This is a genomic window from Streptomyces sp. DG2A-72 (assembly GCF_030499575.1).
Taxonomy (GTDB): domain Bacteria; phylum Actinomycetota; class Actinomycetes; order Streptomycetales; family Streptomycetaceae; genus Streptomyces.
This window is the reverse complement of record NZ_JASTLC010000001.1, coordinates 8,537,301-8,562,325: the sequence shown is the minus strand read 5'-3', so window position 1 is coordinate 8,562,325 and position 25,025 is coordinate 8,537,301. Positions and strand designations below refer to the sequence as shown.

Annotated in this window: 22 protein-coding genes and 5 pseudogenes; 17 read left to right on the top strand and 10 right to left on the bottom strand. The window is 71.0% G+C overall.

The features are described 5' to 3' along the window. Window positions 1-74 precede the first annotated feature (74 nt). Both QQY66_RS40710 and QQY66_RS40705 read right to left on the bottom strand, forming a co-directional pair. Window positions 75-743, bottom strand: coding sequence for a response regulator transcription factor (locus tag QQY66_RS40710; RefSeq protein ID WP_301985426.1), 669 nt, complete (start codon window positions 741-743; stop codon window positions 75-77). Between the two features lie 2 nt (window positions 744-745). Beyond that, window positions 746-1,924 carry a sensor histidine kinase gene (locus tag QQY66_RS40705; protein ID WP_301985425.1) on the bottom strand — a complete coding sequence of 393 codons (1,179 nt, stop codon included), beginning with the start codon at window positions 1,922-1,924 and terminating at the stop codon, window positions 746-748. 149 nt (window positions 1,925-2,073) lie between these two features. Here QQY66_RS40705 and QQY66_RS40700 point away from each other — a divergent pair. From QQY66_RS40700 to QQY66_RS40690, 3 pseudogenes are all read left to right on the top strand, one after another. After that, window positions 2,074-2,226 (top strand): annotated as a pseudogene (locus QQY66_RS40700) (ArsR family transcriptional regulator); the annotation flags it as partial. A 31-nt stretch (window positions 2,227-2,257) separates the two neighbouring features. Beyond that, window positions 2,258-3,007: pseudogene (locus tag QQY66_RS40695) on the top strand (oligopeptide/dipeptide ABC transporter ATP-binding protein); the annotation flags it as partial. Beyond that, window positions 3,000-3,709: pseudogene (locus QQY66_RS40690) on the top strand (ABC transporter ATP-binding protein). The pseudogenes QQY66_RS40695 and QQY66_RS40690, both read left to right, overlap by 8 nt. Before the next feature lie 6 nt (window positions 3,710-3,715). Here QQY66_RS40690 and QQY66_RS40685 read toward each other — a convergent pair. The 3 genes from QQY66_RS40685 to QQY66_RS40675 all read right to left on the bottom strand — a co-directional run bounded on the left by QQY66_RS40685 (window position 3,716) and on the right by QQY66_RS40675 (window position 6,229). Continuing rightward, window positions 3,716-4,468, bottom strand: coding sequence for a DUF1775 domain-containing protein (locus QQY66_RS40685; RefSeq protein ID WP_301985424.1), 753 nt, complete (start codon window positions 4,466-4,468; stop codon window positions 3,716-3,718). Between the two features lie 235 nt (window positions 4,469-4,703). Further along, window positions 4,704-5,333 carry a sigma-70 family RNA polymerase sigma factor gene (locus QQY66_RS40680; RefSeq protein ID WP_301985423.1) on the bottom strand — a complete coding sequence of 210 codons (630 nt, stop codon included), beginning with the start codon at window positions 5,331-5,333 and terminating at the stop codon, window positions 4,704-4,706. A gap of 185 nt (window positions 5,334-5,518) precedes the next feature. Beyond that, window positions 5,519-6,229, bottom strand: a complete 711-nt coding sequence (locus QQY66_RS40675; RefSeq protein ID WP_301985422.1) for a hypothetical protein — start codon at window positions 6,227-6,229, stop codon at window positions 5,519-5,521. Between the two features lie 151 nt (window positions 6,230-6,380). Between QQY66_RS40675 and QQY66_RS40670 the strand changes: the two are divergent. Both QQY66_RS40670 and QQY66_RS40665 read left to right on the top strand, forming a co-directional pair. Next, window positions 6,381-6,506, top strand: a pseudogene (locus tag QQY66_RS40670) (MFS transporter); the annotation flags it as partial. Between the two features lie 160 nt (window positions 6,507-6,666). Next, complete coding sequence (locus QQY66_RS40665) at window positions 6,667-6,870, top strand: cold-shock protein (protein ID WP_301985421.1); 204 nt, start codon at window positions 6,667-6,669, stop codon at window positions 6,868-6,870. A gap of 69 nt (window positions 6,871-6,939) precedes the next feature. Here the strand turns inward: QQY66_RS40665 and aztD are convergent, their stop codons facing one another. From aztD to aztB, 4 genes are all read right to left on the bottom strand, one after another. Beyond that, window positions 6,940-8,139, bottom strand: coding sequence for a zinc metallochaperone AztD (aztD, locus tag QQY66_RS40660; protein ID WP_301985419.1), 1,200 nt, complete (start codon window positions 8,137-8,139; stop codon window positions 6,940-6,942). A 93-nt stretch (window positions 8,140-8,232) separates the two neighbouring features. Next, window positions 8,233-9,192, bottom strand: coding sequence for a zinc ABC transporter substrate-binding protein AztC (gene aztC / locus QQY66_RS40655; RefSeq protein WP_301985418.1), 960 nt, complete (start codon window positions 9,190-9,192; stop codon window positions 8,233-8,235). Beyond that, entirely contained in the window at window positions 9,189-10,418 is a 1,230-nt protein-coding gene (locus QQY66_RS40650; protein WP_301985417.1) for a hypothetical protein, read from the bottom strand. Before QQY66_RS40650 ends, aztC begins: the two co-directional genes overlap by 4 nt. 17 nt (window positions 10,419-10,435) lie before the next feature. Next, window positions 10,436-11,293: a zinc ABC transporter permease AztB gene (gene aztB, locus QQY66_RS40645; protein WP_301985416.1), complete on the bottom strand. Its 858-nt coding sequence runs from the start codon at window positions 11,291-11,293 to the stop codon at window positions 10,436-10,438. 16 nt (window positions 11,294-11,309) lie between these two features. On the opposite strand from aztB, the gene aztA reads away from it, so the two are divergent. The 9 genes and pseudogenes from aztA to QQY66_RS40600 all read left to right on the top strand — a co-directional run bounded on the left by aztA (window position 11,310) and on the right by QQY66_RS40600 (window position 19,764). After that, complete coding sequence (gene aztA / locus QQY66_RS40640; RefSeq protein WP_301985415.1) at window positions 11,310-12,053, top strand: zinc ABC transporter ATP-binding protein AztA; 744 nt, start codon at window positions 11,310-11,312, stop codon at window positions 12,051-12,053. Between the two features lie 922 nt (window positions 12,054-12,975). Then, complete coding sequence (locus tag QQY66_RS40635; RefSeq protein ID WP_301987657.1) at window positions 12,976-14,430, top strand: Y4yA family PLP-dependent enzyme; 1,455 nt, start codon at window positions 12,976-12,978, stop codon at window positions 14,428-14,430. Further along, complete coding sequence (locus tag QQY66_RS40630) at window positions 14,427-15,782, top strand: pyridoxal-phosphate dependent enzyme (protein ID WP_301985414.1); 1,356 nt, start codon at window positions 14,427-14,429, stop codon at window positions 15,780-15,782. The genes QQY66_RS40635 and QQY66_RS40630 overlap by 4 nt, the downstream gene beginning before the upstream one ends. Before the next feature lie 5 nt (window positions 15,783-15,787). Beyond that, window positions 15,788-16,990, top strand: coding sequence for an aminotransferase class V-fold PLP-dependent enzyme (locus tag QQY66_RS40625; protein ID WP_301985413.1), 1,203 nt, complete (start codon window positions 15,788-15,790; stop codon window positions 16,988-16,990). An 85-nt stretch (window positions 16,991-17,075) separates the two neighbouring features. Further along, entirely contained in the window at window positions 17,076-17,846 is a 771-nt protein-coding gene (locus QQY66_RS40620) for a trans-aconitate 2-methyltransferase (protein ID WP_301985412.1), read from the top strand. Window positions 17,847-17,865: 19 nt separating this feature from the next. Continuing rightward, window positions 17,866-17,985 (top strand): annotated as a pseudogene (locus QQY66_RS40615) (ArsR family transcriptional regulator); the annotation flags it as partial. 143 nt (window positions 17,986-18,128) lie between these two features. Beyond that, a complete protein-coding gene (locus QQY66_RS40610) occupies window positions 18,129-18,431 on the top strand; it encodes a hypothetical protein (protein ID WP_301985411.1) in 303 nt (100 codons plus the stop codon). Between the two features lie 114 nt (window positions 18,432-18,545). Continuing rightward, entirely contained in the window at window positions 18,546-18,821 is a 276-nt protein-coding gene (locus QQY66_RS40605) for a helix-turn-helix transcriptional regulator (protein WP_301985410.1), read from the top strand. 97 nt (window positions 18,822-18,918) lie between these two features. After that, window positions 18,919-19,764 carry a class I SAM-dependent methyltransferase gene (locus QQY66_RS40600; RefSeq protein ID WP_301985409.1) on the top strand — a complete coding sequence of 282 codons (846 nt, stop codon included), beginning with the start codon at window positions 18,919-18,921 and terminating at the stop codon, window positions 19,762-19,764. An 81-nt stretch (window positions 19,765-19,845) separates the two neighbouring features. On the opposite strand, the gene QQY66_RS40595 is transcribed toward QQY66_RS40600, so the two are convergent. After that, window positions 19,846-21,330 (bottom strand): IucA/IucC family siderophore biosynthesis protein, encoded by a 1,485-nt coding sequence (locus QQY66_RS40595; RefSeq protein ID WP_301987656.1) that lies wholly within the window; start codon window positions 21,328-21,330, stop codon window positions 19,846-19,848. Between the two features lie 113 nt (window positions 21,331-21,443). On the opposite strand from QQY66_RS40595, the gene QQY66_RS40590 reads away from it, so the two are divergent. Genes QQY66_RS40590 through QQY66_RS40580 form a run of 3 tightly spaced genes read left to right on the top strand, consistent with a single transcriptional unit; the run spans window position 21,444 to window position 25,012 of the window. After that, a complete protein-coding gene (locus QQY66_RS40590; protein ID WP_301985408.1) occupies window positions 21,444-22,979 on the top strand; it encodes an IucA/IucC family protein in 1,536 nt (511 codons plus the stop codon). A gap of 9 nt (window positions 22,980-22,988) precedes the next feature. Next, a complete protein-coding gene (locus tag QQY66_RS40585; protein WP_301985407.1) occupies window positions 22,989-24,254 on the top strand; it encodes a VWA domain-containing protein in 1,266 nt (421 codons plus the stop codon). After that, on the top strand, window positions 24,254-25,012 hold the full coding sequence (locus tag QQY66_RS40580; RefSeq protein ID WP_301985406.1) for a hypothetical protein: 759 nt from the start codon (window positions 24,254-24,256) through the stop codon (window positions 25,010-25,012). The genes QQY66_RS40585 and QQY66_RS40580 overlap by 1 nt, the downstream gene beginning before the upstream one ends. Window positions 25,013-25,025 lie beyond the last annotated feature (13 nt).

Sequence of the window (25,025 nt, the reverse complement as noted above, 5' to 3'; positions counted from 1 at the left end):
CGACGACGGTAGGAAGCGGGGGCGTTCCGGACATCCGCCGCCGGGAGTCGGCCGCTACTCCCGGCGGAGTAGGGTCACCGCTCCCCGGCCCTGACCAGCCCCGTCTCGTAGGCCAGCACCACCAGTTGCGCCCGGTCCCGTGCTCTCAGCTTGGTCATCGCGCGGCTCACGTGGGTCTTGGCGGTGAGCGGGCTCATCAGCAGCTGCTTGCCGATCTCCTCGTTGCTCAGCCCGGCCGCGACCAGCGCCATCACCTCTCGCTCCCGCTCGGTGAGCACGGCGAGGCGTTCGACGCCGGCCGCCTCCGGCCCCTTCAGCCGGGCGAACTCCTCCACCACCGCGCGCGTGACGGCGGGCGCGAGGAGGCTCTGTCCGGCGGCGACCGTGCGGATCGCCGCCCGCAGCTCGTCCGGCTCGATGTCCTTCAGCAGGAAACCGGCCGCGCCGTGTCGCAGCGCCTCGAAGACATAGGCGTCGACCTGGTACGTGGTGAGCATGACCACTCGTACGCCGTCCAGCGCGGCGTCGGCCGCGATACGGCGGGTGGCCTCGAGGCCGTCGACGCCGGGCATGCGGATGTCCATCAGGACGACGTCCGGCCGGGTCAGACGGACGGCTTCGACGGCCTGTGCACCGTCGGCCGCCTCGGCGACCACCACGAGGTCGGCCGTGAGATCCAGCAGGGCACGGAAACCCGCGCGGACAACGGTCTGATCGTCCGCGAGCACCACGCGTACGGTCATCGTCATTCTCCGTTCTCGCCGGTCGGCAGGACCGCCCGGACCCGGAACCCCCCGCCGGGCACCGGCCCGTAGTCGATCGTGCCCCCGGCCGCTGCCGCGCGCTCCCGCATGCCGACCAGTCCGAAGCCGCCCTCGTGCGGTGGCGGTGACGGCGGGCCGTCGTCGATGACTTCCACCGCAAGCGTGCCGTTCTGCCGGACGACGGAGACCGCCGCGTGCCGGGCGCGGGAGTGCTTGACGACGTTCGTCAGGGCCTCCTGGACGATGCGGTACGCGGCCAGCCCCACCACCGACGACACACCGTCCGACGCCCCTTCCTCGCGGAGCGTGAGCTCGATGCCGCCGCCCGCGAACCGGTCGACCAGCTCGCCGAGCCGCTCGATGCCCGGCGCCGGCTCCACCCGGTCGTCCTCGCCCTCCGGTTCCCGCAGCACGGTGACGGTGGCCCGCAGCTCCCGTACTGCCCCCTTGCCCGAGTCCCGGACCTGCCGCATCGCCTGCCGGGCCATGTCCGGCTGCGCGTCGAAGGTCTCCAGGGCCACGCCCGCCTGGACAGTCATCGCCGTGACCGTGTGCGCGACCACGTCGTGCAGCTCGCGCGCGATCCGCACCCGCTCCTCCCGGACCCGGCGGGCCGCCTCCCGCTCGCGGTCCGCTTCGGCGCGGGCGGCACGGGCGGCGTACTCGTCGAGCAACTGCCGCCGTGTGCGGACCACTTCGCCGAGCAGCAGCGGCACCAGCGGCCAGAGCATCTCCAGCACCGGCAGCCCCTGCGGGTTCACCACGTCCTTGCCGACCCACAGCGCGACCACACCCGACGTGAGCGCGGCGACCAGCCCGGTCCACAGAGTGCGCCGCCGGCCGCCCTGCACGGCGACGGTGTACAGCGCCACGATCGTCGGCAGGTTCAGCAGCTCTCCGATGTGCCCATGCAGCGCCCATCCGGCACACGCCGCCCCGGTGACCACCGCGACCGGCACCGGCCACCGCCGCCGCCACAGCAGCGCCAGCAGCGAGACGGCCAGCAGCAGCCAGGTCAGCCAGTCCGCCTGCCGGTACTCCGGCTCGTTCACCGCCGCGTCCGGCCCGGTGAACATGCCGACGACGCCCACCACTAGCACGTCCACGGCAACGGGCGGCAGCGCCCGCAGCCGCGCGGGCAGACGGTCGAAGGTCGTCACCTCCACACCGTATGAGCGCGACCGCCCGGGCGCATACGACAGCGGGAGTACCCGGCGCCCGTCCCCGAACCGACCCTGAGACATCCCCCATCTCACCCCGAGATGTGTCAGGAATCCTTGCCAGGTGCTCGCTGGGGCTGTCAGCCACCGCGGCGCTCACGGAGAGCCGGAACTACGCCAGCGCCCCGGCCCGCGAGATCGGCATCGGCCACCCGCTGCCGCACATGCACCTGCAACGGCCGGGGGCCGCCGGACTGGTCGTCGGCACGCTCAAACTCGCGGAGGACGGCGAAGCGATGCGCCGTGATGCCGGCCCTGTTCGCCGTTGGTGACGATCTGGACCTGCTCGCCGCCGACGAACGCACCCTTGCCCGGACGGTGCGGGGCCGCCTGATCGGGCTCATCCCGCAGAGCCCGGCCGCACACCTCACCCCGGTGCGCACGGTCCGCTCCCACCTGGAGGAAACGGTCGGTACGTTGACCGGCACTCGTGGGCGTACCGCCGTACGGGCCGCAGCCGTCAAGGCCGCCGAGCGCGTCGCGTTCCCCACCGACCACCTCGACCGCCACCCGCACCAGCTCTCCGGCAGCCCTCGCCCAGCGCGCCGCCACCGCCCTCGCCCTCGTCGGAGACGCGCCGTTGCTCCTCGCCGACGAACCGACCACCGGACTCGACCGCGACCTGGTGGACCGCACGGTCGACGAACTCCGCCGCCATGTCGACCGCGAGGGCGGCACGGGCCGGCCCTGCTGATGATCCCCCACGACCTCTCGGCCGCCGAGCGCATAGCCGACCGCGTGGCCGTGATGTACGCGGGCCGAATCGTCGAACTCACCGACACGGCAACGTTCTTCGGCACCCCCGGGCCTCAGCACCCCTACAGCCGCGGCCTGCTCGATGCCCTCCCCGAACGCGGCTTCACCCCCATCCGCGGAATGCCGCCCGAACTCGGCGACCTCCCCGACGGCTGTGCCTTCGCCCCACGCTGCGAGCGCGCCTCCGAAGCCTGCGCCATCCTGCCGACGTCGACCGGCGGAACCGCCTGCCACCATCCGCACGTTCCGGAGGACATCCGTGCTTGAACTGCGCGCCATCACCGCCGGATACGACAGAAAAGTCCCGGTGGTGCGAGGCGCCTCGCTGACCGTCGCACCCGGTGAGGCCGTCGGCCTGCTCGGCCCGAGCGGCTGCGGCAAGTCCACCCTCGCCCGGGTCGCCGCCCTGCTCCACCGCCCCGACTCGGGCACTCTCCTCCTCGACGGCGAACCCGTACACCGCTGGCGCCACCGCGCCCCGCGCGCCCAGCGCACTGCCTTCGGCGTCGTCTTCCAGCAGCCCCGCCTCTCCGCCGACCCCCGGCTTCGGCTCACCGACCTGATCGCCGAACCCCTGCGCACGGGCGGGCGCCGCGAAGAGATCCCCGAACGCGTCGCCGAGCTGGCAGCGGCCGTCGGCCTCACCCCCGACATCCTGGACCGCCGCCCGCACGAGGTCAGCGACGGCTGGCTCCAACGCGCCTGCCTCGCCCGCGCCCTCGTGCTGCGCCCGCGCTGGCTGATCTGCGACGAGATGACCGCGATGCTGGACGCGGCCACCACCGCCGCGCTGGTGGCCGCCGTCGAGGACTACCGCGCCACCAGCGGCGCCGCCTCCTCGCCGTCGGCCACGACCAGGTGCTCCTGAACCGCTGGTGCGACCGCACGCTCCACTGGGACGACATCGCCGTCAGCACCCCGCCCACAGCGGGCCGGCTCCCGCAGGCATCGGGCCTTCGGGAGCCGTAGCGGCTGTCAGGCAGCCCCGTTTCGACGGCTACGCAGCCACCACGCGCCGCCGCCGAGCAGGAGGACAGCCGCCCCGATGCCGATGGGTACGGCGACGGACATGCCGTCGTCCCCGTCCGTGCTGTCCGCCGCGGGCGCCGCCGACGGCGTCGAAGTCCCGGTCGTCGACTCGCCCGAGGCGGTGTCCGGTGAGGGGGCGGCCGTCGTGGGCTCCTCCGTGGGGCTGGGACCGACGAGCTTCGCGCCGGGTGCGGCCGGCTTGAGTTCCAAGCGGGGCGCGGGATGCCCCTCCCCGTGGCCGTGACCGTCCTCAGCGGGGTCCTCCAGCTCGATCCAGCGGTCCACCCGGCCGTCGCCGTAGCTCTGCAGAGTCTTGAAGACGAGCTCCTTGGCATCGGGCAACTGCCTGACGGTGACGACGTATTCGGCGTCCTCCCCCACGGCGAGCTTGGGTCCCGCGACGGTGTAACCCCGGCTGGTGGGAGCGAGCTTCCACCCCTCGGGGCCTTCCTTGTAGGTGATGTCGCCCGGGGTGATGCCCTTGGGCAGGATCACCTCCAGCTTGGCGATGCCCGCGGAGTTCGACTCCGACGCCGCTGAGAAGGTCAGCTCGACGTTCTGGTCGAGGGCCCGGGCGCCCTCGGCCTCGACGTCCGCGTGGGCAGCGGCCGGTCCCGCGACGGCTACAGCGACCGCGAACGCGACCGCGGTGAGGGCGCCGGTGCGGCGCAGGCTTCGTGCCAGGGTCGGGCGATGCACTGAGAACTCCCTAGTTCCGTTGGTGTCGGGGCTGCATTCAAGCGCAGGGAATGCCCTGCGGCGCACGTCAGATGAAGGCACTCGGTCGTCCGGACGTTCGGCTCAGGCCGCGGCGCAGTGGCCGCAGCTCATGCCGGACACGGTGTAGGTCTTCTCGGCCATGATGGGTGCTCCTGATTCTCTGTATTTCCTGCGGTTGTGCCGATCGAGGTCGGCGGCGGCGACGTACCGCCTGTCAGGCCGCGGCGGCCACCGGCGTGCGGTGCTCGGCGTCGTCCAGCCACTCGATCAGCGAGGTGCGCGCTCGGGCGACGCGTGAGCGCACCGTGCCGATGGGGCAGTCGCTCACGCCGGCCGCCTCCGCGTAGGGAAGTCCCACCAGCTGGGTGAGGACGAATGCTTCGCGGCGCTCGTCCGGGAGTGTGTCGAGCAGCTGGGCGAGGGCGATGCCGTCGTCGAAGCCGGGCAGGTCGCGCGGCTGGGCGCGCTCGGCGGCCGACTGCCAGTCGTCGGTGTCCGACAGGCGGGGACGGGAGGAGCTGTAGCGGATGCTGTCGATCACCGCGCGACGGGCGATGGACAGCAGCCAGGTGCGGGCCGAGGAGCGGCCTTCGAACCGGTGCAGGCTGACCAGGGCCCGTAGGAACGTGTCCTGGGTCAGGTCGTCGGCGCTCTGCGGGTCGGCGCCGAGGAACGTCACGTAGCGGCGGACGTCTCGGTGCAGGGCGCGGACGAACTTCTCGACGGCGTCGGGGTCGCCGCTGCGGGCGGCGAGTGCCCAGGCCGTGATCGACTCGTCTCTCGACGCGTCTTTCGGTGCGTCTTTCGACGCTTCGCGTGCTGAGGACAGGGCAGGAGTGATCACCTGGTGTCTCTCCTTCTCGGGAATCCAGGGAACCGATGTCCGGGGCGGCGCGCGCAGAACGGCGGGCGGCACGGCGGAACCGGTGAAGGGTGAACGGCCGGGCACGGGTGTGTGCGGCCGACGCCCGAGGCGGGGAGCCGACGGCTCGACGTCCGTGTGGACGGGCCTCGGGAAACCGGCTGTCGTCAGGCGACAGCGGTCCCCGCGGGCGGTCCCCGAGTGGTGATCGCGTGGGTGAGAAGGAGTTGCCGCAGCCCGTGACCCGTACGGGCCCGGCGGGACCTGATGCGTGGGCGGTGCGGCGGCGCGGGCAGCCGGAGGATCAGGCGCAGCGGGGCGACGAGCCAGCCGGCGAGCGCCCGCAGGATGCGGAAGGCGGCGCGTTCGCCGTGGGCGAGCCACAGACCGGACAGCAGCGCGGCCAGCAGGTGCGCGGCGAGCATGCCGGTGGAGGACATGCCGCCCATGCCATGGTCCAGGGAGCGGGCGGCCTCCATGTGGTCCATCGACCCCATGGAGTGCATGGCGCCCATCGCGTGGTCCATGGAGCCCATGGACGCCGACATGGCGTCATGCTCCGCGCCCGGACCCGAGGGCGAACCGCACAGCAGATAGCCCAGCCACTGCTCGACGAGCGGCCTGCCGCCGGACGTCTGCGGGTGGACGACTGCCTGGGCGAGCGAGAACGACGCGTGGAGTACGACCTGGGCACCGACAGTGAAGACGCCGACCAGGACCGGCCCGCGTTCCCGGCCTGCCAGCCGCCAGGCCGTGCCGCCGGTCACCGCCGCACCCGCGACCATGGCCCACCAGGGCACCGCGGTCCCCGACATCATGACGTGCCCCAGGGAGGTGAGCAGCACGCAGACGGCCGCGAACACAGCGGCCCTGAGCATGCGAGAACACCACCCAACAGTCATGGCGGCCTCATCCTCGCAGTCCGGGTCTCACGCGTCACGAGAGGGTACGGACATGACCCTGGTCTCCGACTCAATCCTTCCGTCGTGATCCACGACACAGCAACTGGCGGGAACTCGCGGGTAGTTCCTGCTCGGCGCCCTCAGCCCCCGGCTCGTGGACGACCTGGACGTGTCGCCGACCGTGCTGGGCGTGACCACGACCGTCGGCTTCGGAGCGGCCGCCGCGCTCTCACCGCTCGACGGGCGCGTGGTGGGCCCGGGCCCGCCTCACCAGAATCCCCGCCGATACCAGCACACAGGACCCCAGGCGCCTCGCGGATCACCGTGTTTAACCTCCGCGACCCCGGGGAGTCGGACGGCAAAGCACAACGGCACTTCAGCGGACTCGCGCTGTGCCTCTGAAGGAGATCGAAATGGCTACGGGCATTGTGAAGTGGTTCAACGCGGAGAAGGGTTTCGGCTTCATTGCCCAGGACGGCGGCGGCCCCGACGTGTTTGTCCACTACTCGGCCATCACCAGTACCGGCTACCGCGAACTCAACGAGGGCCAGAAGGTCCAGTTCGACGTGACGCAGGGCCCCAAGGGACCCCAAGCCGAAAACGTCACCCCCGCCTGACCGAGCCCCGGCATTTGATGCCCAGGTGCAGGTGCTCAATGCGACACAGGGCCTCCCCGGGTCGGACGATCAGTGGCCGGCGACGATGCCGGACAGTTCGTTGGTGCTCTTCGGCAGGGTCACGGACGTGACCTTCTTGCCCGATTCGATGTCGACGGCGTGCAGCTTGCGCTTGCCCGGCTCGGAGACGTACGCGATGTGGTCGCGGACGAAGAGGGTGGGCCGGGCCTGCTGCCAGTCCAGCGGCTCCTGCCATTCGCCCACGACGGGGATCTTCTTGTCCACCTTGCCCGTCTCGGGATCGATGACGTGGAGGGTTCCGTTCGTGCCGAGGACGAGTGCCTCGCCGTGGGGTCCGCGGCCGAGGGAGCGGAAGGAGTAGCTGGTGCCCAGGTCGACCAGGCGCAGTTTCGCGGTTTCGGTGTCGATGAGGGAGATGCGGGTCGGCCGCTCCAGTTCGGCCTCCGGGTCGGTCTTGTAGTCGCCCAGGAGGACGGGCGATACGTCGCTGCCACTCTGGTTGCCGATGCGGCCGTAGTCGTCGGGGGCGTCGACCTTGGTGAACTTGCCGTCCTTGTAGATCAGGATGCCGTCCTCGCAGCCGATGCCGACGGCCTCACCCTTGGCCGCGGCCTCGCCGTGGACGCCGGGGCACTTCTCGTTGCGCTGGAGCTCCTTGTCGTTCTTGTCCAGGACGAGGGCGCCGGTGCGCTTCTCCTCGGTGCCGAGGGTGCTGAGGAGTTCGCCGGTGCTCAGTTCGATGGCGACGCCGTGGTGCGGCTCGGCGGAGGTGTAGGTGCGGCCCTGCGGCTTCTTGCCGCCTTCGAGGTCGTCGGGGTCGAAGACGTTGACCTCGCCGGTGCCGTCGGTGAACAGGACCGTCTTGCCGGCGTGCCGTACCACGTGGCCGGGCTTGGCACCCTTGTATTCGATGCCGGTGAAGCTCTGTTCGGCGGCGTTCAGGACGCGGAAACCGGCGTCGGTGGAGACGATGACGTGGGAGTCGTCGCCGGCGGGGTTGAGGCGGTTGAAGCCGGGCAGCTCGATCGTGCTGGCGAGCTTCAGGCTCTCGCCGTCCAGGACGTACAGGCCGCCGTCGAACGTGGCGACGAGCGGGTCCTTGACCGCTACGGCCTTGGTGTTCGGCGCGTTCTTGGCCTTCGTGTCGGACGACGAGGTGTCCTCTCCTCCACAGGCGGTCAGGACCGCGGAGGCCGCCAGGATGAGGGCCGTGCCCGTGAATGCTTTGGTGCGTATCGGCTTGTTCACCGGTCTGTTCCTTTCTGTGCCGCGCGGGCGCGGCAGTGGGTGCGGGTGTGCTTGAACGGCCGGTCGGCCGTTTTCCACGTCAGGGGCGCTGGTTCAGGCGCCGGTCAGGCCGTCGGTCATGGCGGTGGTGTTGGCGCGCATCATCTGCAGGTAGGTGCCGGCGCCCTTCCCCTTCTCGGTCAGGGACTCGGAGTAGAGCTCGACGACGCGCACGCCGCCGCCCATCTCCGTGCGCAGGACCTCGGCCAGCCGTTTGGGCTGGGAGGAGTCGGCGAAGACGGTTCGTACGCCTGCCGTCCGCATGGCCTGGGTGAGTGAGCGCAGGTCGGAGGAGCTGGGCGAGGCCAGCGTCGTACCGCTCGGGAGCACCGCGCCGATGACCCGGAATCCGAAGCGGTCGGCGAGGTAGCCGAAGACGTGATGGTTGGTCACCAGCGCGCGCCGCTGCTCGGGTACGCGGTCGAAGGACTTCTCCATCCAGGCGGTGAGGTCGGCGAGTTGCGCGTCGTAGCGGTCGGCGTTGGCGCGGACCACCTTCTCGTCCACGCCGTCGACGTGCTCGACGACCCGGTCGGCGATCAGGCCCACGGTCTTGCGGACGCGGTCGGGGTCGGTCCAGAAGTGCGGATCGGGCTGCCCGGCCTCCTCCTCGGGTCCTCCGTCGTCATGCGCCTGGAAGGTGAGGGGGTCCGCCGCTTCGCCGGCCTCGAACGTGGCCACTCCTGCCTCGCGGGCGGCGTCCACGTGCCGCAGTACGTTCTCCTCGAGGCCCAGCCCGTTGAAGACCACGAGGTCGGCACGCTCCAACTCGGCGGCCTGCACGGCCGACAGCCCGAAGGAATGCGGGTCGGCATTCGGCTTCATCAGCACGGTGACAGCGGCCTCGTCGCCGACGATCTCCTGCGTGATGTCGCCCAGAATGTTGGTCGTCACCACGACCCGTGGGCGCTCGTCGCTGCTCGTACAGCCGGTGCCGGCACCGGCCAGGGCGAGGATGAGCAGGACCAGCAGGAGGGTGCGCAGCCGCCGCGACTGTTGCGTCTGTCTCGTCATCGTCCGGTCTCCACCATCAGCGCCGGCTCGATGTCCAGGTCGAAGGTGCGCGCCACACGCAGGTTGTCGTTGTAGTCGATCTCGTACACGCGTCTGCCCTTGGGATCGTTGAGGTAGGCGCGGCTGCGGTCGACCTCGACGACCGGTTCCACGTTCCCGTCGGTACCGGTCCCGGGGGCGCCCGTCACAAGCGGCTTCGTCTTGGAGACCTGCTTGCCGGTGGCGATGTCGTAGCCGTGGAGTGCCCCGTCGGTCTCCAGGGAGATCAGGACGGAACCCTCTCCCGCGGTGTTGGCGGAGGTGACGGAACCGGTCTTCACCCGTGTCCACGTGCGCTCGGTGACGTCCAGGACCCACACGGCCCGCTCCCCGGCGGCTGCCGTGAGCGTGTCGCTGCCGGGCCGGTGCCGGAAGGCCGTGGCCCGTTCCGTTTCGGGTACGCCGCTGCCGTACGGGATCTTCTCGGCGGTGAAGGTGCCGTCGGCCTCACGGACGAGCAGGGCGCCGTCGGCACAGCCGAGGACGACTCCGCGCCGGGTGACTGCATCGCCCCGCACCTCCTCGCACCGGGCGTCCGGCGACGCGGCCCGCTTGCCCTGGCGGTCGTACACCGCGACCTTCCCGCCGTCCGTGACGCCGAGCAGGTGCTCCGCGTAGGGCACGACAGCTCCCGCGTGCGTGCCGGGAAGCGTGCGGGCGGAGCCGACCTTGCCCTTCTCCAGTTCGGCCCGGCGGTAGACCCTGGCCCGGCCGCCCTCGTCGGTCACCGCTGTCACGGCGGCATCGCTGCGGACACGGGTGCCCGGACCTCCGGGCAGCTCGCCCACGTCACGTGTCGCCGCGCGGTAGTAGTGGACATGGTCGCCGTGATCCACCATCCAGGCGCCGCCGTCGAGCACGCGCGTGCCGCCCGCGGTGTGGAAGTAGCCGAACCGGCCGTCCGTGGTCAGTTCCGTGGTGCCCGCGGTCCGGGACACCTCGTGCACCTTGCCGGTGATCAGATCGAGTACCCGGGTGTCCCCGGACCTCGGGTCGTTGAGCACCAGCCGCGACTGCTGCTCGGCCTTCTCCTGTGCCCCTGCGACGTACCCGTGCGGAGCAGAGGCCGGGGGAGTCGTCCTCGGGGCGGACGCGGTGTCGTCCGCACCCGCGCAGCTCGTGGTGAGCAGACAGAGGGCCACGAGCGCGGTGGGCACCCAAGCAGTGGCGTTTCTGCGGACGAACAAGGGGATCGCCTCTTCCATCAGTGAGGGGCCGCGGCGTGAGCACCGGCGAGGCGCGCACGGCGGTGGTGGCGGAGACCGGATGCCAGGTGGGAGAGGAAGAACAGGCTCACCGCGAGGCCCGAGATGGTCGCGCCGGCCGCGGTGCTCAAGTGCCAGGACAGCAACAGGCCGCAGAAGGTGGCGGTGATGCCGAGCAGCGCCGCCAGGGCCATGACACCCCGCACGCTGCGCGCCCAGGGCAGCGCGGCCGCCGGCGGGGCGATGAGCAGACCCAGGACCAGCAGCGTGCCCACGATGTGGAAGGAGGCGACGATGGCCAGCGCCAGCAGGCCGAGCAGCACCGCATGAGCGAGGCGCGGGCGCAGGCCGAGCGTTTGCGCCTTGCGCGGGTCGAAAGCCAGGGCGAGGAAGGCCCGGTGGCCGAGGACCGAGACGACCAGCGCCAGCAGCAGCGCCACGCCCAGCAGCACCAGGTCCTGCTCCCGGACGGCGAGGACGTCACCGAAGAGGAACCCGGTCAGGTCGACCGCGAAGGACTGCGAGCGCGAGACGATGATGACGCCGAGCGACAGCATCCCCACGAACAGCAGGCCGATCCCGGTGTCCTGGGACAGCCTCGGGGTGCGGCCGAGGACGGTGACGCCGGCCGTCATGACGGCCGCGCTCAGCAGCGCCCCCACCAGCAGGTTGCCGCCGAGCAGTGCGGCGAGCGCGACTCCGGGCAACAGCCCGTGCGACATGGCGTCGCCGAGGAAGGCCATCCCCCTGAGCACCACCCACGTGCCGGCCAGGGCGCAGATCGCCGACACCAACATCCCGCCCCACAGCGCCCTTTGCACGAAGGTCACCTCGAAGGGACCTGTCAACCACTCCATGGGTCAACAGACTACGATGAAAATCATGTTCAAAAAACAGGGGGTCTCCCCCGCCGTTGCCAAGGGCGGGACGCCCCGCGTCCGCTTCACCGGGCTGTCCGCCGGCTACCCGGGCCGCACCGTCCTCCATCAACTCGACGCCGAGATACCGGCGTTGGCCATCACGGCACTCGTCGGCCCGAACGGCAGCGGGAAGTCCACCCTGCTCGGAGTGCTGGCCGGAGTGATTCGGCCCACATCAGGCGAGCTCCGTCACGTCGGCAACCGGCCGTCGGCGTTCGTCCCGCAGCGCGGCGCCGTCGGTGACGCGCTGCCGCTGACCGTAAGGCAGACGGTGGAGATGGGGCGCTGGGGCGAACGCGGGCCGTGGCGTCGGCTGACCCGGCAGGACCACGCCACCGTGGACACGGCCATGGAGCGACTGGGCATCACCGACCTCGCCCCCCGCCAACTCGGGGAACTGTCCGGCGGGCAAAGGCAACGCGCGCTGATCGCCCAGGGCCTTGCCCAGGAGTCGGACCTGCTCCTCCTGGACGAGCCGACCACTGGTCTCGACCCCGGGGCAAGGGACCGGATCGCCGCGCTGCTGACGGAGCTCGTCGCCGACGGGGTGACCGTCGTCCAGGCCACGCACGACCTCGAAGCCGCGCGCTCAGCCGACACCTGCCTCCTGCTCAGCGACGGCCACGTGGTGGAACAAGGCGACCCCGCCCAACTCCTCACCCCCTTGACGCTCGCCCAGATCTGGCAACCGGCCTGACCTGGCGGCCAGTTCATGTCTCGCGGCAAAACGGTGCTCACATCGCGCTGTCACATGCGCCAGGGTGGCGCCGGTGCCGTGCGTGCCGAAACGACCATGCGGTTGGCATGAAGGCGACCGGGCCGAACACCGCAGGCCGATGACACAGGACCTGAGAGGCCACAGAAGTGACCCCGGCCGCGGATGCGGCCCTGCCCTGGTGCCCAGCATGCGTGCCGGCACTGCCGGGCTCGGTCACGCAGGTGAGCGCGCCGCGACGGACTGCCCCCGACACGACCTGGGACCTCCGACGGATACAAGTACCCGCTGCCGCACTGGCGCTGCTGACCGGGCTCGCCGCGCGAGGCGGCACTGTCACAGGCGCTCGGCGGCGGCTTCGACCGCTTCCCCGGCTCCCTGCCGGCCCTGGACACCGCGAGGTGGACGCCCGGATGCAGTGGTCCTGCACCGGCCGGACGAGCTCGCCGAGTGGCTACCGGGGCTGACGGTACTCGCCTCACAACTCCCTCAGCAGTCTCCCGCGACCGATGCACGACCTCGTACGGCGGCCCGGGGCGCCCGTCGGGCGGTGACGGCTACCGGGTCACTTGGGTGCGACGCTGCCGAGGAGTGGGTCCGGGCACGCACGCTGCGCGAATCTCTCGTCCACCCCGCCACGGCCCGTGCGGATCGGCGCCACGCCCGTCAGGCGGCTGGATGCGGATGAGATCAGTCGCCGACCTCATCACAAAGCCAGGCCATGGCTTAAGGACACATGTAACGGGAAATGATGATCCACGAACGGTTGTCCGAGCGGTTGCCGGTGCCCCCGGCGGGGTCGCTCGACCGCCGGGAGCCGCAGCCGCCGGTGGACGGGGAGGGGCCTGTAGTGCGTGTGCCCTTGTATCTGCAACCACGACTGGAACCACCGCTCAGCTCGCTAATGGACGACGTGCCCTTCCTGCACTCCCTCGTCGACGCCCTCGGCTCCCCGCTCAATGTGCTGCTGCCCCACCGGATCGCCGAGAACGCCGACGGATTCCACAGCGTCTACCGCAAGCACCACCTCACCGGCCGGGTGTACTTCGCGCACAAGGCGAACCAGTCCAGCTCCCTGGTGCGCCGACTGGCGGCGGCCGAACCCTCGACGGTCGGCGTCGACGTCGCCTCGCTGGGCGAGTTGCAACACGTCCTGGGATGCGGCGTCAGCCCGGACAGGATCATGGCCACCGGCCCGAAGGACCCGGATTTCCTGTGGCTCGCCGCCCTCACCGGCGTCACGATGAACATCGACTCGCCTGGCGAGCTCGAACAACTGGCCATGCTCATACGAGAGTTCGCCTTGCCCCGGGCCGATGTCCTACTGCGGCTGTCAGGGTTCGAGGCAGCCACCGGCCCGGGTGCCTCCGGGGTGAAGATGCTCTCGCGCCGCAGCCGCTTCGGCACACCGTTGCAGGAGGTAGGTGCTCTGCTCGACTCGGTCGAACGACACCAGGACGCGGTCCGGCTGACCGGGGTCGCCTATCACCTGGACACCACCGGCCTGCCGGAGAAGGCCGCCGCGCTCGAGCAGTGTGTCGCGGTCATGGACGAGTGCCGCGCCCGCGGACTGGATCCGCGCGTCATCGACATCGGCGGCGGATTCGGGGTCGGCTATCTCGCGGACGCCGGCCAGTGGCAGCGCTACACCACCGAGCTGGCCAACGCGGTGCTGGGCACCCGCCCCGCCCTGACCTGGCGCGGACACGGCTACGGCCTGCGCAACGAAGGCGGCACCCTCCGCGGGAACCCGGCGCTCTATCCGGCCCACCGCCCCACGGCCGGACCGGGGTATCTCGACGAACTCCTCTCCCACCCCGCCCCCTCCTCGGGCCGCCCACTGGCCACCCTCCTCCTGGAGCACCTCTACGACCTGTACTGCGAACCGGGCCGCGCGCTCGTCGACCAGTGCGGGCTCTCGCTGGCGCGGGTGCTCGACGTGCGCCGTGCCGGCCAGGATTCCGGTGACCTCCTGGTGCGCCTCGGCATGAACGCCGGCGACGTGAGCCTGGAGGAGCACGGCGTGCTCGTCGATCCCGTCCTTCTCCCCCGTACCGGAACGGCCGGAACGGACGACGTGAGCGCCGACGGGCGGGTGGGGGTCTACCTGGTCGGGAATCTGTGCCTGGAGGCCGACCTGATCACCCGCAGAAAGGTGTTCCTGCCCCGGCTGCCACATGCCGGCGATCTGCTGGGGTTCGCCAACACCGCGGGCTACGCGATGGACTTCCACGCTCACCGCGCACAGCGGCAGCCGATCGCACGGACGGTCGCCGTCGTACGCGACGGGGACTCCTGGCGCTGGTGTCCGGACGAGGAGTACTGGCCGGTCAAGCGGCCGGGAGGACCGGTGTCATGAGGTACGACAGCATCACGGAAGCCATCGGAAACACTCCGCTGGTACGCATCGATCAGGCCGTGCACGGCCTGCGCCACATCGACCTGTACGCCAAGCTGGAGATGCTCAACCCCTTCGGCTCGGTCAAGGACCGAGCCGCGTGGAACATGGCGCGCCCCGGTCTGGCCGAGGCGGCGGAGCGCGGCGCGACAGTCGTGGAACTGTCGAGCGGCAACACCGCGAAGGCCCTGGCCCTGCTCGCGGGGATGTACGGGCTGCGCTTCAAGAGCGTCACCAACCGCATGCGGGTGCCGGAGATCAAGGACCTGCTTCTGCTGCTGGGCGCGGAGATCGAGGAGTTGCCGGGGCAGAGCGAGTGCCTCGACCCGACCGACACCGAGGACCCGCTGACCCGCTTCCACCAGGCCCTCGCCGAGGACGGCAACGCGTATCTGCACACCAACCAGTACTTCAACCCACGCAACACCGAGGCGCACGCGGTGGGCACAGGACCGGAGATCGTCAAGGACCTGGGCGGGCGGGCACCGGACTGGTTCATCGCCTGCGTGGGCACAGCCGGTTCGTCGACCGGGGTGGCCCGGGCACTGCGCGACCAGGACCCCGGGGTACAGGTGGTCGGACTGGTCGCCCACAAGTCGGACTTCATCCCCGGCATCCGCACCATCGACGAGGTCCACCAGGTCGGACTCTTCGACCCGGCAACGTACGACACGATGGAGTCGGTGACCGCCGATGAGGCCATCGACGGCATGCTGACCCTGATCCGCCGCTGCGGACTGCTGGCCGGGCCCACCGGAGGCGCCGCCTATCACGGCGCGGTACGACATCTGCGCACCGTGGACGCGGAGTTGGAAGAGTCAGGGACGGAGCCGGGACCGGCGAACCGCCGGACAGCGGTCTTCATCGTCTGCGACCGAGCCGAGAGCTATCTGAGCTACGTACGGCAACGCCGACCCGAACTCCTGGGCAGGCCGCCCCAGAAGAATTCGGCGGCGGCCCTCACCGACGCCGAAGTACAGGCGCAGGCCAAGGTTGTCGACACCGACGACGCCCGGCGATGGATCATGGACGGGCAGCCGCGGCCGTTGGTGATCGACCTGCGCGGACCGCAGGCGTACGCCGCGCTCCACATCGACGGATCGGTCAACATCGTGGACGAGCTGTTCGGCGAACTCGTACGCGGCGGCCTGCCGTTCAGCAAGCGACAGCCGGTGCTGCTGGCCTGCCCGGTCGGCGAGAAGTCCGCCCGCTACGCCGCGCTACTGACCCGCATGGGCCATCCGGACGTGCGCAGCCTGTCCGGCGGCATCGTCGCCTGGCGGGACGCGGGCGCCCCACTGGTCCGGGACTGACCCCGATGCTCCACGAGGAACTCAGCAACGAACTGCACGAGCTGGCCGGCTGGCAGCGGGAGCTGCGGGAGCAGTTCCCCATCATCACCGGACACCCGGAGCTGGTCTTTCTGGACAGCGCGGCCACCTCACAGAAGCCACGCGCCGTCCTCGACGCCGCACAGACGTATCTGACGACGTCCAATGCCAACGCCGGGCGGGGCACCTACCCGTGGGCCAACCGGACGACGGCGATGGCGGAACGCACCCGGCAGCGCGTCAAGGACTGCCTCGACGACCCCGCGCCCGAGCGCTCCGGTGTCCATTTCACCAGCGGCACCACGGAGGGGCTGCGGGCCGTCGCCCGCGACTGGCTCACCGACCTGCTGACCGACGGCGACGAGATCCTCGTCCCCTTCGCCGACCACCAGGCGAACCTGGAACCCTGGCTGGAGACCCAGCGGTTGCTCGAACAGCGGGGCATCACCGTGCACCTGCGTGCCCTGCCGTACCAGACGGCTTCCGGAGACTACGACCACCGGGCCCTGACCGGGATGGTCGGCCCGCGCACCCGCTTCGTCGCCGCCACGCACATTCACCATGTCTACGGCGGAGACATGAACGTCCACCGCATCCGGGAGGTCGTCGGTCCCGACGTGCCGATCTGTCTCGACGCGGCCCAGAGCATCGGCCATCTGCCCCTGTCCGTGACCGAACTCGACGTGGACTTCGTGGTCTTCTCGGGGCACAAGGCACTGGCCCTGCCCGGCTCCGGAGCCGTCTGGGCCCGCAACGCACGCGGGCCGCGGTTCCGGCCCGGCGGCTGGCACGGCACCCCCAACACTGTCGGCATCGCCACCCTCGAAGCCGCGCTCGACTGGCTGGACGCCGCGGGCACTGACCGGATCTCACGCTGGACCACCGCCCTCACGGCCCGGCTGACCGACCGGCTCCGCCACCTGGCCGCCTACGAGATCCTGGGCTGCCAGGCCAGTCTGGCAGCCGACTCCACCGTGCAACGGCGGCACGGCATCGTCACCTTCCGGCACCGCGAAATCCCCTCCGACGACCTCGGGTTCATCCTGTTCAGTCACGGATTCATGGTCAGGGCGGACAGCCTGTGCCAGGCCGGCGCGGAGCACCAGGCCGGTTCGGTGCGGGCAAGCCTGCACGTCTACAACACCGCGGAGGAGATCGACCGCCTGCTGTCCGTCCTCGGCACTCTCTGAGCGGACGATGCGAATGGAAACCGTTTCCACCTGTAGATTGAGGAACAGCACTGCCGGGTGAGAAACGGAAGAGGCGCACGAGCCGATGGGCGTGAGCATGGCGACAGCCAAGCTGTGGGTGGAACGCTGGGAACTCCAGCAGGAGCACTACGCCACCGACCGCGAAGAGCGGTTCACCGTGATCGCCGACGCCGTCGAGCACGTGACGGCCGACCGCGCACATCCGCTGATCCTCGACCTGGGCTGCGGCCCGGGCTCCCTGGCCGCCAGGCTCGCCGCACGGCTACCGCGGGCAGAGATCGTCGCCGTCGACATGGACCCCCTGCTCCTGGAACTCGGCCGCACCCACCATGCGAACGCGGCACGCTATGTGGACACCGTGATCGGTGACGACGGATGGACCGACGCCCTCGGCCTGGACCGCCCCCTCGATGCGGCCGTCTCCACCACGGCCCTCCACTACCTCCCCGAACCGGTCCTACTGCGCACCTACCAGCACATCGCCGCACTACTGCGCCCCGGCGGCGCCCTCATCAACGGCGACCACTTCACCCAGGCCGACCCCTGCTGCGCCGCCCTCACCGCACACGTCGGCAACAGCCGCGCCAGGCGCTCACACACGTGCCGCCACGAGGACTGGACGTCCTGGTGGAACGCGGCCGCACAGGACGCCGAACTGGCCGACCTGGTCACCCGACGCGAGCAGCGCCAGTCGGAGCTCCGCAACGTCGGCGGCAGCGACAACGGCCTGACGCTGACCCACCACATCGAGCTGCTGCGGCAGGCAGGCTTCCCTCACGTCACGCCCGTCTGGCAGTTCGGCGACAGCCATGTCCTCGCCGCACTGAAGAACTGACGCCCGCCCGACGCCTTTCGCCACCGCCATCGGCATGGAGCAGTCCGCGGGCTCCCACCAACTGCGGCTCCTGCGCGCCCTGGGCCTGGTCACCGGGCAACGCGACGGCCGCCGTATCGTCTACCGCCTCTACGACGACCGGCCCGACCCACGGGAGCCGACCGTGGCCACACGAGGTGCACTTCTCACAACACATGCGCGAGTTGCCATATGTTAATGTGGCCACGCACGGCCCGCGGAGCACGAGCCGCAGGCAACGGAGAGCACCACGAGGAGCACCACATGACCACCGCCACCGCGCACCGCACACACGACGACCACACCCACACCCACGGCGAGGGCTGCGGCCACGTCGCCATCCCGCACGGCGACCACATCGACTACGCGCACGACGGCCACCTCCACAAGACCCACGAGGGCCACGTCGACGAATGCGCGAGCGCCGGCCACGCCACCCATGAGGGCCACGACCACCAGCACGGCGAGGGCTGCGGCCACGTGGCCGTGCCGCACGAGGACCACGTGGACTACGTGCACGACGGCCACCGCCACGCCGCGCACGACGGCCACTGGGACGACCACTGATCCGCTCCGCATCCGCGTTCGACCGCACGAACCCGGACCGGAAATCATTGTCACTTGCTAACATATGCATGTGACGATGACTCCTCCCCCTCGACAACCCCGGCGGACGGACCGATGCGCGCCCTGGAGGCCGCCAGCGACCTGCTGAAGGCGCTGGCCTCCCCCGTCCGCCTCGGCATCGTGCGCGAGCTGTCCGAGGGCGGAAAGTACGTCCACGAACTGGTCGCGGCCCTCGGGGTGAGCCAGCCGCTGGTCTCGCAGCATCTGCGGGTCCTGCGCAACTCCCGGATCGTGACGACCCGCCGCCAGGCGCGCGAGATCCAGTACGGCCTCACCGACGACCACATCGCCCACATCGTGCTGGACGCCATCCGGCACGCGCAGGAGTAGTGCGGCGCCGTCGCCCCATACGACGGCGCCGCACTCTTGTTAATGGATCCCATTTTCATATAGCGTACGTCGCGGCCCGAGGACTGTGGAGGCGGTCATGACCGAGCGCGACGTACGCCTGGGCACGGTCCAGGAAACCCTGCTGATCCCGCTGTACGGCCGGGCGGTGGAGAACCGCAAGAAGGAAGCGGTCCTGCGCGACGCGGTCGCCGAGGAACTCGTCGCGGCGATCGACTACGACTTCGCCCGCTTCGACGGCCTGCCGATGCTGCTCGGCACGGTCCTGCGCACCAGCCTGTTCGACCGCTGGGTGACGGACTTCCTCGCCGAACATCCCACCGGCACCGTGGTGGAGATCGGCACCGGCCTCAACACCCGCTACGAACGCACCGACAACGGCCAGGCCCGCTGGTTCGAGCTCGACCTGCCCGACGTGATCGAACTGCGCCGCACCTTCTTCACCGACACACCACGCCGCACGATGATCGCCACGTCGGTGACGGACAAGGCTTGGGCGGACACCGTCGCCGCGCAATCCGGCGGCCCGTACCTCTTCGCCGCCGAAGCCGTTCTGCCCTACCTCGAGGAGGCGGACGTCCGCGACGTCATCGACCTGCTCGCCGACCGCTTTCCCGGCTCCCTGCTGGCCCTCGACACCTCCGGCCCCGGCCACTTCGACACGCAGGACCAGCCCGGCTCACTCGGCAAGGTCGACGCCCGGATGCAGTGGAGCTGCGCCGATCCGGCACGGCTCGCCGAGTGGCGACCGGGAGTCGACGTACTGGCCTCCGACACGTTCAGCAGCCTCCCTGCCCCGATGTACGACGAACTCCCGGCCCCCGTCCAGGAGATGGTCACCGGCCTCGCCGCCCAGCGACTTCCCCAGGTCGAGGACTACCGGCTGAACCTGGTCCGGCTCCCGCGTGGCTCCGACGGCGAGTGAAGGAGATCACACGGCACGAACCTGAAACGCCGTGAAGGACGCATCCGCACAGGTCGACGACTCCGGGCAGGGTAAGTCACGTCACGTAAGGGCCAGCGGGTTCGGCAGTGGCAGATAGCGGGCGTCGGCCCCGTCCGCGCCCGTCCAGCGCAGCAGCAGGTTCGTCTTGCCGGGGAGGCTGGGCGCGGTGAGCAGGGCGGCGATCTCGGGGAGGTCGTGCCGGGAGAGTTCGGCGCGTACGGCGGGCCAGGGGTCGAGGCCGGGGTGGCGTTCCGCGAGGACCGCGGCGATCTCCCACAGGTGATTGACGACCAGGCAGTACACCAGCCGCTCCCACCCGGCGTCCCGCTCCACGTCCGCCAGCAGCTTCACCCCCTCGGCGTCCCGGAACAGCGCCTGCACGGGCGTGCCGTCGGCGTCGACGGCGACCAGCGTGTTCTGCAGGTGCGCTTCGAGTACGACGCCGTGGTCGGCGAAGGCGGCCAGCACCGGTGGGACCACCTGGCGCAGATAGGCCTCCCACCAGCCCGCCGGATCGTCGGTGCCGTCGAGTGGGCTGCCCGCGAAGCCTTCGACGAGCCCGGCGGCGAGCAGCGGGGTCGTGCCGGGCACCAAGTGCGCACGCAGTCCGTCGCGGACCAGGACGGCGAGTTCCTCGAAGGCGAAGCCGGCGGTGCGGTAGCCGCGGTCGGTCAGCCAGGCCGCCGGGCCGTCGATCGCGGCGAAGGCCTGTGTCACGGCCGTGTCGGTGCGGCGCAGTGTCAGCAGGTCGTGGCGCCAGAGCCGGCGTACGTCATTGGTGATGCGCACATCGAGGCTGAACTTCAGGAAGAGGTCGCGGTCGGGCGCGTAGACCGTGCGGATCGCGGCCGTGGGCCGGGCCGGGAACGGGGTCGTGCCCAGCCGGATCAGCCGGCCGTCCGCGAAGGCCGGGGCGAGGTCGTGGCCGACAAGGTCGAGCTGCCAGGGGTGGGCGGGCAGCAGCCGGTAGCCGGGCGGCGCCTCGCCCAGGGTGTCGAGGGCGGTGGTATCGCCCTCCTCGACGACCGAGTCCTCGCGTACGCCGAGCAGCACCAGCGGGAAGGCGGCGTGGGCCTCGGGGGCGTACGGCAGCCAGCCGGTGGCCGGACCGCCGCCGCGCGCCTTGGGGGCGGGGTGATAGGGGTGGCCGGTGATCAGGGACTGCTCGGAGCGCAGATACGGGTCGTCGGGCGCGGTCGTGCGGGCGCGCGCGGTGAGCAGGGCGGCCACGGCGTCACGGCTGTCGGTCATCTCGGCGGGGAGTTCGTGGTTGGACAGGCCCGTGTGCCGGGTCAGCTCCTCGGCGACGAGCTTCACCAGCTCGGTGTGGCCGAGTCGCTGCCAGGTGCCGCCGACGTACAGCTCGGGCTCTGTGGGCCGGCGCTCCCCGCGCACCCGCAACAGGCGGTCAAGACCGGGCAGCCGGTACACCCGCCGCTCGCCGGGTACCCGTTGTGCCACCTCCCGCAGCAGGCAGTTCAGCAGCGGGGCCGCCGCATACGCGTCAGCGCGTGCCGACGGGTCGTCGGCGGCGGGCGGGGGCATGAGGTCCAGGCGTTCCACTTGTTCCCTACGGTCCGTTCGGGCGGGAGACGATCAGTATGTCTGTCGTCACGCCCCCGTCGTGACGCCCTGCCTGCAACCTTAGGAGCCCGCCTGTGCATCGTCCCCCCACCGTCGAGGCCGAGGTCGCCGACGAACTGGCCGTCGTACGCCCCGGTCTCGTGTCGCGGTACACGGCCGAGCTGCCCGGCGCGCGGGCGGCCGTGCTGACCCGGCTGTGGCGGGCGCTGGCCCATGAGCCGCTGCCGTGGATCGCCCGGCGCGGGCCCGGTGTGCTGCGGCTGTCCGACGGGCGGTGGCTGCACGGCCCGGTCGCCGACCCGTACGCCACTTCCGCGTACGTCAGCGCCGTACGGCTTGACGGGGTGTCGTACGACGATCCGGCCCGGTTGATGACGGGGCTCGCGGTACCGCACGGGGCGTACTTCGCCTCCGAGCTCGCGCACAGTGTGGCGTCGTTGGCGCTGTCCCGGGCCGGGCAGAAAGGCCACCCGAAGGAGTGGCCCAACTGGGACTGGGACTGGGAGTGGGAGCAGCGAGTGGTCGACGGGCATCCGTTCCATCCCAACTGCCGTTCCCGGCCCGGTTTTTCGGTGGACGAGCAGCTGGCGTACGGCCCCGAGCACAGCTCGCATGTGCGGCTGGGGCTGATGCCGGTCGGGGCGCGGGAGTGCCTGGTGACGGGCGAGTGGCCGGACCGCATGCGGGACGGGGAGCGGCTGCTGATCCCGGTGCATCCCTGGCAGGCGGAGCACGTGCTCAAGCGCCCCCTCGACCTGGACGCCGCCGCGCATCCGCTGATGTCCCTGCGCACCCTCGCCCTGCCCGGCGTCCGCGGCCCGCACGTCAAGACCGCGCTGAGCACCCGGCTGACGTCCTCGGTGCGGGACATCTCCCAGTGGTCGATCTCGACATCGGCGATCCTGTCGGCGTTCGCCGAGCAGATGGCGGCGCGCACGGACGGTCTGCTGCACACCACCCGCACGATCGGCGCGATCACCGCCCACTCCCCCGACCTGGCCGCCGTGTTGCGGGAGTCGCCCCAGGTGTACGGCGACCAGGCGCGCGGCGAGCGGGTCGTGCCGGTGGCCGCGCTCGCCACCACAGAGCTGCCCCGGTCCCCGGCCTGGCTGGCGGACTTCGCACGGCTGGCGCTCACCGTGGGCCTGCGCCTGCTGGAGCTGGGCGTGGCCCTGGAGGCGCACGGCCAGAACCTCCTCGTGGTGCTGTCCCCGACGGGCGCACCGCTGCGTCTGGTCTACCGCGATCTGGCCGACATCCGCATCAGCCCCGCCCGGCTGGCCCGGCACGGCATCCCGCTGCCGGAGCTGACCGGACGGGTCGTCACGGACGACGAAACGACGCTGCGGCGCAAGCTGTTCGGCTCGCTGGTGGCCGGGGCGCTGGCGGGCACGGCGGGTTCGGGTACGGCGTTGCGGGCGGCGCTGGAGACGGCCGTACGGGATCTGCCGCGCACCCCGGATCTCGTCGCGCTGCTCGAGGAACCGCTGCCCACGAAGGCGTTGACGCTGATGCGTCTGTCGCCGGGGACGCCCGGGGATCAGTGGGCGCAACTTCCCAACCCCTTGCGGTCGGAGACCGTTTTGGAGCGGGACACGTTTGATCAATAAGATCCGCCGATGATCACAAGACAACGGCTCGCGGCGGGCACCTGCGCCCTGCTCGCCACGCTGACGGCCGGGCTCGCCTTCCCGGCCGCGGCGGCCGCCGGCGAACCCACGAGCGAGGACGCACCGAAGGTGAACCTCGTGCTCGACGTCAGCGGTTCCATGCGGGCCAGGGACATCGACGGCCAGTCCCGGATGGCCGCGGCGAAGCAGGCGTTCAACGAGGTGCTCGACGCGACGCCCGAGGAGGTCGAACTCGGCATCCGCACCCTGGGCGCCAACTACCCCGGGGACGACCAGAAGACGGGCTGCAAGGACACCGCGCAGCTCTACCCGGTCGGACCGCTGGACCGCACCGAGGCCAAGACGGCGGTGGCCACCCTCACGCCCACCGGCTGGACGCCGATCGGCCCGGCGCTGCTGAAGGCGGCCGACGACCTCGACGGCGGCACCGGCTCCCAGCGCATCGTGCTGATCAGCGACGGCGAGGACACCTGCGCCCCGCTCGACCCGTGCGAGGTCGCCCGCGAGATCGCCGCCAAGGGCATCGGCCTGACCATCGACACCCTCGGCCTGGTCCCCAACGCCAAGATGCGGCAGCAGCTCAGCTGTATCGCCGAGGCGACCGGAGGGACGTACACCTCGGTCGAGCACACCGACGAACTCACCGACCGTGTCAACCAGTTGGTGGACCGGGCGGCCGATCCGGTGGTGACGCCGGTGGCCACCGAGGGGGCCGACGCGTGCGCGAAGGCGCCCACGCTGAAGTCCGGGCTGTACACCGACCGCGAGGAGTTCAACCAGCAGCGCTGGTACCGCGTGGCCGTGAACCCCGGCCAGGAGCTGCGCGCCTCGGTGAGCGTGGCGGCCGACCGGGCCGTGAACCCCGACTACGGGGTGCTGCTGCGGGCCGTCACCGAACGCGGGCGCGAGATCGTGCGCGGTGAGGGGACGGGCAACGGCCGTACGGACGTCATCTCGACCGGTCTGCGGTACCCGAAGGCGGAGAGCGACGAGGAGAACGCTCCCGCGGAGACGGTCTGCCTGCAGGTCACCAACTCCTACTCGGCGGCCTCCGGCGTGCAGACCACGCCAGGACTGCCCCTCGAACTCACCGTCGACGTCGTGGACGGGCCCTCGCAGTCGGGCGACGTGGCCTCCTTCGGCCTCGGACGCGGCTGGTGGCTGCTGGGCGCGCTGATCCTGACGGGCTTCCTCGCCGGTGTGGTGTGGGGCTGGGTTTCACGCTGGCGGGTCGCGGTCTGGAGGACCAACTGATGCGGATCACACGTGTGTTGAGTGCCGCGCTGCTGATGCTGGGGGTAGCCGCGGGTTCGGCAGTGGCGGCCGAGGCTCCGACACAGGCAGGCACGTCGTTCCGTACGGCGACGGAGATCGACCAGGACCAGAAGGCGACGGCGAGCGGCTCGGCGGGCGACTACCTGTACTGGTCGTTCCCGGCGGACGCCGGCAGCCGTCCCACCGTCAAGGCCACGGTCGACCTCCCTGAGGCACACGCCGCCGAGACCTGGCAGCTCGACGTGTACGACGGACTGCGCCGCCGCCAGGCCTGCCAGTACGGCGCACAGACACGCACCGCCGCCCAGGACGCGTCCTCGGTCGAGCTGGCCTGCACCCTGCGCACAGTGCGCGGCTGGTCCGAGCCATGGGCCAACGACCCGCTGCCGGGGACGTACTACATCCGGCTGACGGTCCTCGACCTGGCGACCACCGACCTCGGCCTTCCGGTGTCCGCCGCCGTCGAGGTGTCCTCCAAAGACATCGGCGGGTCGGCAGCGGTGGACGGTTCGCTGGCGCAGCCGCTGGTGCCGGGCATCGCGGTGAAGTCCGCTGAGACCGAGGAGAGTTCGTCGTCCCCGGCCGTGCTGTCCGCGATCGAGCCCGACGACGGCTGGTCCTCCGGCTGGTGGTCCGACCGGTGGGTGTGGACCGCGATCGGCGGCGTGCTGGCCGCGCTCGCGGGGATCGGCGGCTATGCGCTGACACGGGGGGCGGGGCGACCGCAAGGCGTCTGACCGGTCGACGGGG

Coding starts and splice junctions, on each gene's coding strand:
- QQY66_RS40675 (WP_301985422.1), bottom strand. CDS start 6,229: ATGCTCAGGGCCGCTGTGTTCGCGGCCGTCTGCGTGCTGCTCACCTCC.
- QQY66_RS40665 (WP_301985421.1), top strand. CDS start 6,667: ATGGCTACGGGCATTGTGAAGTGGTTCAACGCGGAGAAGGGTTTCGGC.
- QQY66_RS40610 (WP_301985411.1), top strand. CDS start 18,129: ATGACCACCGCCACCGCGCACCGCACACACGACGACCACACCCACACC.
- QQY66_RS40585 (WP_301985407.1), top strand. CDS start 22,989: ATGATCACAAGACAACGGCTCGCGGCGGGCACCTGCGCCCTGCTCGCC.
- aztC (WP_301985418.1), bottom strand. CDS start 9,192: ATGACGAGACAGACGCAACAGTCGCGGCGGCTGCGCACCCTCCTGCTG.
- QQY66_RS40625 (WP_301985413.1), top strand. CDS start 15,788: ATGCTCCACGAGGAACTCAGCAACGAACTGCACGAGCTGGCCGGCTGG.
- QQY66_RS40580 (WP_301985406.1), top strand. CDS start 24,254: ATGCGGATCACACGTGTGTTGAGTGCCGCGCTGCTGATGCTGGGGGTA.
- QQY66_RS40600 (WP_301985409.1), top strand. CDS start 18,919: ATGACCGAGCGCGACGTACGCCTGGGCACGGTCCAGGAAACCCTGCTG.
- aztB (WP_301985416.1), bottom strand. CDS start 11,293: ATGGAGTGGTTGACAGGTCCCTTCGAGGTGACCTTCGTGCAAAGGGCG.
- aztA (WP_301985415.1), top strand. CDS start 11,310: ATGAAAATCATGTTCAAAAAACAGGGGGTCTCCCCCGCCGTTGCCAAG.
- QQY66_RS40630 (WP_301985414.1), top strand. CDS start 14,427: ATGAGGTACGACAGCATCACGGAAGCCATCGGAAACACTCCGCTGGTA.
- QQY66_RS40710 (WP_301985426.1), bottom strand. CDS start 743: ATGACCGTACGCGTGGTGCTCGCGGACGATCAGACCGTTGTCCGCGCG.
- QQY66_RS40605 (WP_301985410.1), top strand. CDS start 18,546: ATGCGCGCCCTGGAGGCCGCCAGCGACCTGCTGAAGGCGCTGGCCTCC.
- QQY66_RS40620 (WP_301985412.1), top strand. CDS start 17,076: ATGGGCGTGAGCATGGCGACAGCCAAGCTGTGGGTGGAACGCTGGGAA.
- QQY66_RS40595 (WP_301987656.1), bottom strand. CDS start 21,330: ATGCCCCCGCCCGCCGCCGACGACCCGTCGGCACGCGCTGACGCGTAT.
- QQY66_RS40635 (WP_301987657.1), top strand. CDS start 12,976: ATGGACGACGTGCCCTTCCTGCACTCCCTCGTCGACGCCCTCGGCTCC.